Annotated in this window: 11 protein-coding genes and 1 pseudogene; 5 read left to right on the forward strand and 7 right to left on the reverse strand. The window is 68.9% G+C overall.

Features of this window, described 5'->3' with window-relative positions:
• Positions 1 to 4: 4 nt before the first annotated feature.
• The gene (locus tag LDQ05_RS02390) at positions 5 to 574 is read right to left on the reverse strand and encodes a DUF4245 domain-containing protein (RefSeq protein WP_226435303.1); all 570 of its coding nucleotides are present in this window, start codon (positions 572 to 574) and stop codon (positions 5 to 7) included.
• A gap of 180 nt (positions 575 to 754) precedes the next feature.
• Here LDQ05_RS02390 and glpX point away from each other — a divergent pair, with 180 nt between their 5' ends.
• Both glpX and LDQ05_RS02400 read left to right on the forward strand, forming a co-directional pair.
• Positions 755 to 1,792 carry a class II fructose-bisphosphatase gene (gene glpX, locus LDQ05_RS02395; RefSeq protein ID WP_226435304.1) on the forward strand — a complete coding sequence of 346 codons (1,038 nt, stop codon included), beginning with the start codon at positions 755 to 757 and terminating at the stop codon, positions 1,790 to 1,792.
• A gap of 88 nt (positions 1,793 to 1,880) precedes the next feature.
• Positions 1,881 to 3,299 (forward strand): class II fumarate hydratase, encoded by a 1,419-nt coding sequence (locus LDQ05_RS02400; protein WP_226435305.1) that lies wholly within the window; start codon positions 1,881 to 1,883, stop codon positions 3,297 to 3,299.
• 122 nt (positions 3,300 to 3,421) lie between these two features.
• On the opposite strand, the gene LDQ05_RS02405 is transcribed toward LDQ05_RS02400, so the two are convergent.
• Positions 3,422 to 3,958 (reverse strand): LGFP repeat-containing protein, encoded by a 537-nt coding sequence (locus LDQ05_RS02405; protein WP_226435306.1) that lies wholly within the window; start codon positions 3,956 to 3,958, stop codon positions 3,422 to 3,424.
• Positions 3,959 to 4,218: 260 nt separating this feature from the next.
• Between LDQ05_RS02405 and LDQ05_RS02410 the strand changes: the two are divergent.
• Positions 4,219 to 4,617, forward strand: a pseudogene (locus tag LDQ05_RS02410) (carboxymuconolactone decarboxylase family protein); the annotation flags it as partial.
• A 42-nt stretch (positions 4,618 to 4,659) separates the two neighbouring features.
• On the opposite strand, the gene phoH2 reads toward LDQ05_RS02410, so the two are convergent.
• The 4 genes from phoH2 to LDQ05_RS02430 all read right to left on the reverse strand — a co-directional run bounded on the left by phoH2 (position 4,660) and on the right by LDQ05_RS02430 (position 9,664).
• Positions 4,660 to 5,979: an RNA 5'-3' helicase PhoH2 gene (phoH2, locus tag LDQ05_RS02415; protein WP_372461016.1), complete on the reverse strand. Its 1,320-nt coding sequence runs from the start codon at positions 5,977 to 5,979 to the stop codon at positions 4,660 to 4,662.
• Positions 5,980 to 6,227: 248 nt separating this feature from the next.
• Positions 6,228 to 6,914, reverse strand: coding sequence for an isochorismatase family protein (locus LDQ05_RS02420; protein ID WP_226435307.1), 687 nt, complete (start codon positions 6,912 to 6,914; stop codon positions 6,228 to 6,230).
• A 161-nt stretch (positions 6,915 to 7,075) separates the two neighbouring features.
• Positions 7,076 to 8,371: a serine hydroxymethyltransferase gene (gene glyA, locus LDQ05_RS02425; RefSeq protein ID WP_226435308.1), complete on the reverse strand. Its 1,296-nt coding sequence runs from the start codon at positions 8,369 to 8,371 to the stop codon at positions 7,076 to 7,078.
• 93 nt (positions 8,372 to 8,464) lie between these two features.
• On the reverse strand, positions 8,465 to 9,664 hold the full coding sequence (locus LDQ05_RS02430) for a DUF885 domain-containing protein (protein ID WP_226435309.1): 1,200 nt from the start codon (positions 9,662 to 9,664) through the stop codon (positions 8,465 to 8,467).
• 166 nt (positions 9,665 to 9,830) lie between these two features.
• Between LDQ05_RS02430 and coaA the strand changes: the two genes are divergently transcribed.
• Positions 9,831 to 10,763 (forward strand): type I pantothenate kinase, encoded by a 933-nt coding sequence (gene coaA, locus LDQ05_RS02435; RefSeq protein WP_226435310.1) that lies wholly within the window; start codon positions 9,831 to 9,833, stop codon positions 10,761 to 10,763.
• A 46-nt stretch (positions 10,764 to 10,809) separates the two neighbouring features.
• Here coaA and LDQ05_RS02440 read toward each other — a convergent pair whose 3' ends face one another.
• Positions 10,810 to 11,577: an isoprenyl transferase gene (locus tag LDQ05_RS02440; protein WP_226435311.1), complete on the reverse strand. Its 768-nt coding sequence runs from the start codon at positions 11,575 to 11,577 to the stop codon at positions 10,810 to 10,812.
• Between the two features lie 174 nt (positions 11,578 to 11,751).
• Between LDQ05_RS02440 and trhA the strand changes: the two genes are divergently transcribed.
• On the forward strand, positions 11,752 to 12,414 hold the full coding sequence (trhA, locus tag LDQ05_RS02445) for a PAQR family membrane homeostasis protein TrhA (protein ID WP_226435312.1): 663 nt from the start codon (positions 11,752 to 11,754) through the stop codon (positions 12,412 to 12,414).
• Positions 12,415 to 12,432: the final 18 nt, after the last annotated feature.

Here is a 12,432-nt window from a genome sequence, read left to right on the forward strand (position 1 = left end):
GAGACTAGGGGGTGAGGGGTTCGGCCGATCCGACGGCCGTCGCGATGGTCGCGAACTCCTCGTCGGTACCCGAACCGCCGATCAGGATGCGCACGTCACCGAAGTCCGACACCCAGAGCGCCTCGACACCCTCACCGCCGTAAACGGTCCAGTCGCGGTCGCCGATCTGCTGGGCACCGGTCACGTAGCGTGGTCCCCCGGCGACGAACCGGACGAGTTCGTCCTCCCCCGCATCCGATTGGGTGAACCGCACGTAGCGGCCGCCCTCGGTGATGTAACCGACGGTGCTCGAGTCACCGCCGTGGTCGCCGGTGATGATGCTGCGGCTACCCGAATTCGAATGCCACGCCTCCGGCACCTCGGGTTGCCGGATCGGGAATCCGAGTTCCTTCGCGTCGTACCGCAGGCCCGCATCGACGTCGAACGTCGGTGCCGGTCCCGCGGACGGGCCCCCCGGGTTGAACGAGCACTGGCTCGCCACCGCGGCGATCAGCAGCATCGCGACCACCAACGGGATCAGCGACCACGACATGTCGCGGAGATCGGTGAGAATGCGGGGTTTCTTCGAAGCCACCCGTCCAGTCTGACAGCCGCCCGCAGACCGCGGTGACGCCGCCCTGGGTCCGAGAGGTCATCACCGTGCACATGGTGAGACAATGACCACGCAAGACACCCATCAGCACGGCCGCCGATCGGCCGCCGCGCCCGTCGGTGCCATCCCGCACCGACCGACTGCACCAGGAGGCAGTAGCCCATGACGGCCACCACCCCATCGCGCCGCGAAGCTCCCGACCGCAATCTCGCACTCGAGTTGGTTCGCGTCACCGAAGCAGCGGCGATGGCTGCGGGCCGCTGGGTCGGGCGCGGCGACAAGGAGGGCGGCGACGGCGCCGCCGTCGACGCGATGCGCCACATGGTCAGCTCCGTGTCGATGCAGGGTGTCGTCGTGATCGGCGAGGGCGAGAAGGACGAGGCGCCCATGCTGTACAACGGCGAGGAGGTCGGCAACGGCGACGGGCCGCTGTGCGACGTCGCCGTCGACCCCATCGACGGCACCACCCTCATGTCGAAGGGCGCCGCGGGTGCGATCGCGGTGCTCGCCGTCGCCGAGCGCGGCGCCATGTTCGACCCGTCGGCCGTGTTCTACATGGAGAAGATCGCGGTGGGTCCCGACGCCGCCGACGTCATCGACATCACCGCACCGGTCGGCGAGAACGTGCGTCGCGTCGCCAAGGCGAAGAAAGTCGCGATCTCCGATCTGACGGTGACGATCCTCGACCGCCCGCGGCACGCGCAGATCATCGGGGAGGTCCGTGAGGCCGGTGCCCGGATCCGCCTGATCTCCGACGGCGATGTCGCCGGCGCGATCGCCGCGGCCCGCCCCGGCTCCGGTGTCGACATGCTCCTCGGTATCGGTGGCACCCCCGAAGGCATCATCGCGGCCGCCGCCATGCGCTGCATGGGTGGCGAACTGCACGGTCGGCTGGCGCCGAAGGACGACACCGAACGGCAGAAGGCCATCGACGCCGGCCACGACCTCGACCGTGTGCTGACCACCGGCGACCTCGTCACCGGCGAGAACATCTTCTTCTGCGCGACCGGAGTGACCGACGGCGAGTTGCTGCGCGGTGTCCGCTACAGCGCGGGTGGCGCCGAAACCCAGTCGATCGTCATGCGCAGCAAGTCGGGCACCGTCCGCATGATCGAGGCGTACCACCGCCTGCAGAAGCTCAGCGAGTTCTCGTCGATCGACTTCGAAGGTGTCGACGGCGCCGTCCCGCCCATGCCCTGATCCGTTCTCGAGGCCCGTGGGGTGCCCGCGACCACGTTCGTGTTCGTGACACCCCACGGGAGGACCCCGCGGGCATACCGTGGACGTCATGACCGACACTTCCGATCAGGAATCCCCGCAGTACCGCATCGAACACGACACGATGGGCGAGGTGCGTGTCCCGATCGACGCGCTGTGGCGCGCGCAGACGCAACGTGCCGTCGAGAACTTCCCGATCTCCGGCCGCGGCCTCGAACGCGCACAGATCCGCGCACTCGGCCTGCTCAAAGCGGCGTGCGCGCGCGTCAACAAGGACCTCGGTCTGCTCGACGCGGCGAAGGCCGACGCGATCGTCGCCGCCGCCACCGAGATCGCCGACGGGAAGCACGACGACCAGTTCCCCATCGACGTGTTCCAGACCGGTTCGGGAACCAGCTCGAACATGAACACCAACGAGGTCATCGCGTCCATCGCGGCGAACGCCGGCGTGACCGTGCATCCCAACGACGACGTGAACATGTCCCAGTCGTCGAACGACACCTTCCCCACCGCCACCCACGTCGCCTCCACCGAGGCGGTCGTCACCGATCTCGTTCCGGCCCTCGACCACCTGCACGCGGCGCTGCGCGGGAAGGCCGACGAGTGGCGCACCGTCGTCAAGTCCGGTCGTACCCATCTGATGGACGCCGTCCCGGTCACGCTCGGCCAGGAATTCGGTGGCTACGCCCGGCAGATCGAGGCGGGCGTCGAGCGCCTGCGCGCCACCCTGCCGCGGCTCGGTGAACTACCGATCGGCGGCACCGCGGTCGGCACCGGGCTCAACGCCCCCGACGGCTTCGGCCCGCGGGTCGTGGCGGCGCTCGTCGAGGCCACCGGTCTCGACGATCTCCGGCCCGCAGCCGACCCGTTCGAGGCCCAGGCCGCGCGTGACGGTCTGGTGGAGGTCTCCGGTGCGCTGCGCACGATCGCGGTGTCGCTGACGAAGATCGCGAACGACGTCCGGTGGATGGGCTCCGGTCCGCTGACGGGACTGGGCGAGATCCAGCTTCCCGACCTGCAACCCGGCAGCTCGATCATGCCCGGTAAGGTCAATCCCGTTCTGCCCGAGGCGGTCACACAGGTCGCCGCTCAGGTGGTCGGCAACGATGCCGCGGTCGCGTGGGGTGGCGCCGCCGGGGCGTTCGAGCTCAACGTGTACATCCCGATGATGGCACGCAACGTGCTCGAGTCGATCCGCCTGCTCGCGAACGTGTCCCGGTTGTTCGCCGACCGGTGCATCACCGGTCTCGTCGCGAACGTCGAGCATCTGCGGACGCTCGCGGAGTCGTCGCCGTCGATCGTGACACCTCTGAACTCCGCGATCGGCTACGAGGAAGCCGCGGCGGTCGCGAAGGAAGCTCTCGCACAGCGTAAGACGATCCGTCAGACGGTGGTCGACCGCGGACTCGTCGGCGAGAAGCTGTCGGAGGACGAACTCGACCGCCGACTCGACGTCCTCGCGATGACGAAGGTCGACACCCCCGACTGACCTTCCCCGGCCCACTCGTTCCACCCGGCCCGGCCACCCCACAGCCGAGCGAATGTATCGTTCGCTCGATCGAATCGATCGAACGATACATTCGCTCGGACAAGGGAAGTCGGTGCGCCGGTTCAGTCCTGGACAACCTCGGTCTGCCCGTCGATGTAGGTGATGTGCCCGTTCTCGAAGTCGCTCTGCAGGCCACCTTCGATCGGGTGTTCGTCGCTGATCGGGAAGCCCAGCTCGCCGCCTGCACCGCCGGCAGCCTCCCACGCGACGCGGATCTCGCCCCACACGATGTGGGCGTCCGTGTCGGGGCTCCACGCGATGATGCCGCCCTCGAACTCGGTGACGGCTCCGTCGCCGATCTCCTCCTGGTTGCCGGTGGCCGGCCCCAGTGGACTCGCGTCGCCACCCACCTCGTCGTACTTGGCGAGGATGTGCCCGCTGATCTCGACGGGCTGCCCGTCGGCACCCGGCACCGCGCTGCTCTGGTCGATGAGCGGTTCATCGGTGTCGCCGGGTAGGTTCTCGACGATCGACTCCGCGGCGCTGGTGCCGCTCTCGGTGACGTCCTGGACGTCGTCGGTGGTGCACCCGGCCAGGATCAGACCGGTCGCCGCGAACCCTGCCGCGACCGCGGTCGCCCTGCGTGGCATGTTCTTCATGTGTTGCGCTCCCATCGTCACGTCCCGCGGCCCGCGCGCGGGACCGGACTGTGTGGACGGCTCGACGGTAACCGCCGCCCGCGGGAGGACACAGCGGTTCCGGAACGATCGATACCGACCCGCCACGTTCGACGACCCCGCGCACGAGAGATCACCGAAACCGGCCCTCGACGGCGACGATCGGCTTACCATGCCCCGCCGGTCGTAGACTCGTCCCGGCAGCCGAACGGTTCGGGTGCCATCCGACAGGGAGCAGCAGTATGTCCGACAGCGACCGCACCGCGGGCTATCACACCGGTCTCGACGTCCGCCGGGAGGTGATGGGCGACGACTTCGTCGAGCGCGCATTCGATCGCGCGCGGGGCACCGATTCGGAAGTGATGCAGCACTTCGTCACGGAACACGCGTGGGGTGCCGTGTGGGACCGCCCCGGACTCGACCGCCGCAGCCGCAGCCTCCTCAACCTCGGGATGCTCATCGCGATGCGCGCCGAGAACGAACTGCGGGGGCACGTGCGTGGCGCCCTCCGAAACGGGTTGACCCGCACCGAGATCGTCGAATCCGTGGTCCACTGCACCGCGTACTGCGGGGCGCCGGCGGGGCTCGCGGCGATGCGCGTCGTGCAGGAGGTCCTCGACACGGAATTGGGTCCTCTTCGGACCCCGCCCGCTTCCGGCGGCGAACCGCGGGACACGGGTGGGTCAGGCGCCGGGGGCGAATTCCTCGAGCATCTCGGTGACGAGCGCAGCGATCGGCGACCGCTCGCTGCGGGTGAGTGTGATGTGCGCGAACAACGGATGCCCCTTCAGCTTCTCGATGACCGCGGCCACACCGTCGTGACGACCCACGCGGAGGTTGTCACGTTGCGCCACATCGTGCGTGAGCACCACCCTCGACCCACCGCCGAGGCGCGACAGCACGGTGAGCAGCACATTGCGTTCGAGCGACTGGGCCTCGTCGACGATGACGAACGAGTCGTGGAGCGAACGACCACGGATATGGGTGAGCGGCAGCACCTCGAGCATGCCGCGACCGGTCACCTCGTCCATCACGGCGGGGCTCGCGAGACCTTCGAGGGTGTCGAAGACCGCCTGGCCCCACGGGTTCATCTTCTCCGCCTCGGACCCGGGCAGGTAGCCGAGTTCCTGTCCGCCGACCGCGTAGAGCGGCCGGAACACCACGACCTTGCGATGCGAACGGCGTTCGAGGACGGCCTCGAGACCGGCGGTGAGCGCCAGCGCCGATTTGCCCGTCCCGGCCTTGCCGCCGAGCGACACGATGCCCACGGATTCGTCGAGGAGCAGATCGAGGGCGACGCGCTGTTCCGCGGAGCGTCCGTGCAGACCGAACGCCTCCCGGTCGCCGCGCACCAACTGGACGCGTTTGTCGGCGGTGACCCGGGCGAGCGCACTGGAGGTTCCACCGAGGAGACGAATCCCCGTGTGACACGGAAGGTCCCGAGCCGATTCGAGGTCGATCACCGTCTCGGCGAACAGTCGGTCGATGTCGGCGCGGTCGACGTCGAGTTCTGCCATGCCGGTCCACCCGGAGGTGACGACGTCCTGCGCGTGGTATTCGTCGGCGGTCAGGCCCACCGCCCCGGCCTTGACGCGCAGCGGCGTGTCCTTGCTGACGAGCACCACGTCGCGACCGTCGGCGGCGAGGTTCAGCGCACACGCGAGGATCCGCGAATCGTTGGTATCGGTGCGGAATCCGGCGGGAAGCACGGCCTGGTCGGTGTGATTGAGTTCGACGTGGAGGGTTCCGCCCGCGTCGCCGACGGGGATCGGCCGGTCGAGCCGGCCGTGGCGCTGCCGCAGATCGTCGAGCAACCTCAGCGATTCCCTTGCGAACCAGCCCAGTTCGTGATGGTGGCGTTTGCCCTCGAGTTCACCGATGACGACGAGGGGAAGGACGACCTCGTGCTCGGCGAACCGGGTGACCGCCCACGGATCGGACAACAGCACGGATGTGTCGACCACGTAGGTGCGCACGGCGGGGACGGAGCGTGTTGTGTTCACGTGAGGCTCCTCGATCCGCGCGACACCACGCGGATTCGGTTCGGTGGGCCGGTCGTTCCCCGGTGTCCCGCAGACACGGGAGCCGGGTGCCGGCCCCCTCACTCGGACGATTCATCCGCACGATCAGGGACCTCCCGTGTGCCCGGCAACCGTGCCGGTCACATCTTCGACGCTAACCCCGACACGCCCCACCGCTCGGCAGCGGAGGGGGCGTGTCGGTGAAGATCCGGTGAACGGCGGTCCCGCGGTCAGCGCGACGCGACCGCGAGCCGCTCGGCACCGGCGATACCGCGGTCGGCCGTCGCGGCGATCGCCTCGAGCACGCCGTCGGTGGTCTCGACGCGCCCGACCCGCTTCGCGACGTAGGTCAGGGCCATCAGGTGTTCGTCGCGGGAGAAGTCCGCGGTGGCGTCGAGCACCATGAACGGTGCGACGTCGCTCATGAACGCGTCGGCGGCGCTGAGCATGCAGCCCATGTGCGCATACACGCCCGTCACGATGAGCTGGTCGCGACCGTAGTGCGCGAGCAGCTGACGGAAGTCGGTGCGCTGGAACGCGGAATAGCGCCACTTCGTGACCTGGATGTCGGACGGTGCGGGGGTCAGTTCGTCGATGACCTCGGTGTCGCGGCCCGTGGACAGGCCGACACCCCAGAAATCCGCGAGGATGCCGCGACGCGACGGGTGCTGATCGCCCGGCTGCATGGTGTAGACGACGGGCACACCCGACGCGATGCACGACTCACGGAGCCGGACGATGTTCGGCACGACCGTCGCCATCGGCTCTGCATCCGTGCGATACGCGTCGATGAAGTACTTCTGCATGTCGTGGATCAGCAGGACGCACCGGGAGGCGTCCAGGTCCCATCCGACACGGTCGGCGGGTACCTCGTCACGCCCGGGCAGGTCGTAGGGCGGGATCGCGGGGATGGCCATGCAGTTTTCCTCCGGTCGAGCGTTGCGGTGGTCGGCGTCACCATGACGACGCGGGTTGAGGTTACCCTAACCTTCGCTCACCGGGGTGCGCCCGGAACGCCGCGAGCCCGGTCCGCACCACACGGGTGCCGACCGGGCTCGCACCGGACGATTCCGTCCGATCAGACCAGGCGCCAGTCCTCGAGACCGGTGTACAGCGGGACCTGCTGGGCCAGAGCACTCACCCGGGTCCGCAGCGACTCCACGTCGGCGCCGCCGATCAGGGTCTGCGCGATGACGTCGGCGACCTCGGTGAACTGCTCGTCACCGAAACCGCGGGTGGCGAGGGCCGGGGTGCCGATCCGCAGGCCGGAAGTGACCATCGGGGGGCGCGGGTCGAACGGCACAGCGTTGCGGTTGACGGTGATGCCCACGTCGTGCAGCGCGTCCTCACCCTGCTGTCCGTCGAGCTGCGAGTTGCGCAGGTCGACGAGCACCAGGTGGACGTCGGTGCCCCCGGTGAGCACCGAGATGCCCTTGTCGGCGACATCGGCCTGCGACAGACGCTCGGCGAGGATCCTCGCGCCCGACAGGGTACGGGCCTGCCGGTCCTTGAACTCGTCGCTCGCCGCGACCTTCAGCGCGACGGCCTTCGCGGCGATCGCGTGCATGAGCGGACCACCCTGCTGGCCGGGGAACACCGCGGAGTTGAGCTTCTTCGCCCATTCCTTCTTCGCGAGGATCAGGCCGGAGCGGGGGCCGCCGAGCGTCTTGTGCACGGTGGTGGACACGACATCCGCGTACGGCACGGGCGACGGGTGCAGGCCGGCCGCGACCAGACCCGCGAAATGCGCCATGTCGACCCACAGGTACGCCCCGACCTCGTCGGCGATCGCCCGGAACGCCGCGAAATCTTCGTGCCGCGGGTACGCCGACCAGCCGGCGACGATGACCTTCGGCTTCTCGCGCAGCGCGATGTCGCGGACCTCGTCCATGTCGATGCGGTGGTCTTCCTTGCTGACCCCGTAGGACGCGACGTCGTAGAGCTTGCCCGAGAAGTTGAGCTTCATGCCGTGGGTGAGGTGCCCGCCGTGCGCGAGGTCGAGACCGAGGAGCTTCTCCCCCGGCGTCATCAGCGCCATCAGCACCGCCGCGTTGGCCTGCGCGCCCGAGTGCGGCTGGACGTTGGCGAACTCGGCGCCGAACAGTTCCTTCGCGCGGGTGCGCGCGAGGTCCTCGATGACGTCGACGTTCTCGCAACCACCGTAGTACCGGCGGCCCGGGTAGCCCTCCGCGTACTTGTTGGTCAGCACGCTGCCCTGCGCCTGGAGCACCGCACGCGGAACGAAGTTCTCGGATGCGATCATCTCGAGGGTGTCGCGCTGACGCGACAGCTCCCCGGCCATGGCCGTCGCGACCTCGGGGTCGAGATCGGCGAGTGCGGCGGTGTTCACATCTGTGCCGGGCACAACTGTCATCAGGGCTTCTCCAAGCTGAGGGCGGCAGAATTCACCGTCCAGTCTACGAACCCCGGGCACCCTGCCGAAACCAGGTCCCTCCCGGCGGCCGGGTCAGCGCAGCGAAGCGGGCACCAGTGGCTCGTCGAGCAGTCGGCGGAACCGCTCGGCACGCCCGGATCCGTCGGGTGCCTCGGCGAGCCAACCACCGAGCAGCCGGTAGCCCTCCACGTACGTGCTGATGTAGGCCCGCCACAGCGGCGACGACAGGAATCGCAGCGATTGACGTGCGCGATCCGGGGTCGACAGCGACCAGCGCTGCAGAAACGCGGCGACGTCGTCCTGGCTGCGCCGACGGTCGTGGAGCAGCAGTGCGGCGTCCTGCCGCACGGACAGCAGCCCCGCGGAGGCCCGGCTCACCCGTTCGGCGAGTTCTCCGTCGAACCGCAACCCGAGATCCGCGTAGATCTCCTGCGCCCAGAGACCCCAGCCCGGGCCGACGATCGCGTCGAGCGCGAGGTCGGCGAGCCCCTCGGCCATGAGGCACTGCGGCGTGTTGACCAGGAACAGCGTCTGCTCCTGCTGGCCCGCCGCGACGAGACCGGCCTCCTTGCGGCAGTGCTCGGTGTGGTGACCGGGGTAGGCCTCGTGCGCGATCAGGTGCGGCAGGTGGGTCATGTGTTGATCGAGGTCGGCGTTGATCGCGACCCGGGACCGGAAGTCACCCAGGTAGTAGTTGAATCCGGACCACGGCTTGTCGCCGACCACCTCGTATTCGACGCGTTCGGTCTCGGGTAGCGGATGGACGGCGCGCACCCGGTCGCGCAGCGCGCTCGAGAACGCGTCGACGCACTCGGCGAGCCGGTCGGCGGGAATCACCTCGGTGCGACGGTGCGTCCGGAGACGGTCGGCGAGTGCCGCTCCCGTGCCGCGGCCGGGCAGCACCTCGTCGAGTTGCCGGTGTGCGTCGCGGTAGACGTCCTCGTCGCCGGGTTCGATGTGCACGTCGAAGTACGCGAAGACCTCGTCGACGAAGCCGATGTCGTCGCCGGCGAACTTGCGCGCCGAACACTCCATGGCCCGCAGGTGCACGTCGAGGAACAGTGTCCGCTCGTCGGACAGGCCCGCCGACGGCAGGTCCGCGCGCAGGCGCTGCGCGATGTGGGATAAATCACGAGGGTCCGGTGCGGGCGCGTTCTCGACCCGGCGGCGCAACGCGGGATCGCCGGTGTACGCGTCGACGAAGCCTTCCTCGAGCCGGTCGAAAGCCAGCCCGAGCAGCAGGTATTCCTCCACGAACGTGTCCGCACCCATGACGCGTAACCCTAGCGCCGCCACTCACGCAGGGGTGCGCGGGTGTGGGTACCCCGGCGAGGCGCGGCGCTGTGTCGACGCGCACAATCCGTTACATGGACATGCAACGCCGCCCGGACGCTGCGGGCAGGACCGCCGGAGCGCGATCCGTGGGAGGGACGCACCGATGGCTCGGGTGAGCGAACCCAGTCCGTACGTCGAGTTCGACCGCAAGCAGTGGCGGACACTGCGCAAGTCGACGCCGCTGGTGCTGACCGAGAACGAACTCGTCGGGTTGCGGGGTCTCGGCGAGCAGATCGATCTGGCCGAGGTCGCCGAGGTGTACCTGCCGCTCGCCCGTCTGATCCATCTGCAGGTCGCCGCGCGGCAGCGGTTGTTCGCCGCGACCGCGACGTTCCTCGGGGAGAAGCACCCCGACCGTCAGGTCCCGTTCGTGATCGGGGTCGCCGGGTCGGTCGCGGTGGGCAAGTCGACCACCGCGCGTGTCCTGCAGGCGCTCCTGGCGCGATGGGAGCATCATCCCCGCGTCGACCTGGTGACCACCGACGGCTTCCTCTACTCGTCGAAAGAACTACTTCGACGAAATATCATGCACCGCAAGGGCTTTCCTGAGAGTTACGATCGACGGAAGCTGCTCCGGTTCGTCACCGAGGTCAAGTCGGGCGCCGAGGAGGTCACCGCCCCCATCTATTCGCACGTGTCCTACGACATCGTGCCGGGCCAGTACCACGTGGTGCGCCAGCCCGACATCCTGATCATCGAGGGGCTCAACGTCCTGCAGACCGGTCCGCGTCTGATGGTCTCGGATCTGTTCGATTTCTCGATCTACGTCGACGCACGCATCGAGGACATCGAGAAGTGGTACGTCGAGCGGTTCCTGGCGCTGCGCAAGACGTCCTTCGCCGATCCCGAGGCCCACTTCCACCACTACTCGAACCTGTCGGACCGCGACGCGATCGGTGCGGCCCGGGAGATCTGGCACTCGATCAACCTGCCGAACCTGGTGGAGAACATCCTGCCGACGCGACCGCGCGCGACGCTCGTGCTGCGCAAGGACTCCGATCACGCGATCAACCGGTTGCGGTTGCGCAAGCTCTGAGCGACGCACCTCGCGGGGGGGCACCGGGGTGCGGTGTCGGGTGCGGTCAGATACCGAAGCGACGGTGCCGGGCGGCGAAGTCGCGCAGCGCGCGCAGGAAGTCGACCCGGCGGAACTCGGGCCAGTACGCCTCGGTGAACCAGATCTCCGAGTACGCGCTCTGCCACAGCAGGAAGCCCGACAACCGTTGCTCACCGGAGGTGCGGATCACCAGGTCGGGGTCGGGTTGCCCGGACGTGTAGAGGTGCCCGTCGACCCCCTCGACGGTGACGGCGTCGACGAGGGCGGCGCCGGAGAGGCCGGCGCCCTGCTTCTCGCGCAGCAGCGCCTGGACCGCGTCGACGATCTCCTGCCGCCCGCCGTAACCGACGGCGACGTTGACGTGGGTGCCGGTGCGGCCGGTGGTGGCCGCGGCGGCGGCCCGCAACCGAGAGGCGTGGTCCTCGGGCAGCAGGTCGGTGGTGCCGACGATCTTCACGCTCCAGTTCTGTCCGGGCGCGGAGATCTCCTCGACGACGTCGCTGATGATCTCGAGGAGCACGTCGAGTTCCTCGGGGTCGCGGCGGAGGTTCTCGGTGGAGAGCAGGTAGATGGTGGCCGTCTCGATCCCGGCGGCGTCGCACCAGGTGAGCAGTTCGGCGATCTTGCGCGCCCCCATGCGATGACCGTGGCTGACGTCGGTGAATCCGTTCTCCCTCGCCCAGCGCCGGTTTCCGTCGCACATGACCGCGACGTGTCGCGGATGACGGGCACCTTCGAGTTGTCCGAGCAACCGGCGTTCGTAGAGCCGGTAGAGCGGTCCGCTGAGTTTCACCCCGTCATCACCACGCGTGTCGTCTTCACCACGTCAGTCACAGTACGCCCACGTCCGACGGCCGTTGCGATCGTGGTCACGGTGCGGCGCACGAGCGCCCCGGAGGGCGTAGCGTGTCCCCCGACCAAACCTACGGGACCGTAGGTTACCGGCGGGTCGAAAGGGTTCCCAGACATGACCGTGTTCGGCATCGACGATCCACCGATGAAACCGGCACTGCGCGGGCGCATTCACCAGTGGGCTTTCGCGGTGGCCGTCGTCGCCGGGGCCGCACTCGTCGCCACCTGCGCGGTCACCCACCCGCGCGCGGTGGTGCCCACCGCGATCTACGCGGCGACGGTGTGCGGGGTGTTCGGCGTCAGCGCCCTCTACCACCGGGTGCACTGGCACGAGCCCGCCCACCGCATGTGGATGAAGCGCGCCGACCATTCGATGATCTTCATGTTCATCGCGGGCAGCTACACGCCGTTCGCGACGCTCGCCCTGCCCGCCGACACCGGCCGCGCGTTGCTGACCGTCGTGTGGACGGGCGCACTCGCGGGTGTCGCGCTGAAGATGCTGTGGCCGACGGCCCCGCGCTGGGTGGGGGTGCCGCTCTACCTGCTGCTCGGGTGGGCGATCGTGCCGGTGGCCGGGGAACTCACCCGCACGGTCGGCGTCGCGCCGATGGTGCTGCTCGCCGTCGGGGGTGTCTTCTACAGCCTCGGCGCGATCCTCTACGCGGCACGCTGGCCGGACCCCTGGCCCGCCACGTTCGGGCACCACGAGTTCTTCCACGCCGCGACCGTGATCGCCGCCGTGTGTCACGCGATCGCCGTCGTCCTCGTCGTCGGGTGAACTCGACGCGAACGGTCA

It is taken from the genome of Rhodococcus yananensis (assembly GCF_020515525.1).
GTDB lineage: Bacteria > Actinomycetota > Actinomycetes > Mycobacteriales > Mycobacteriaceae > Rhodococcus > Rhodococcus yananensis.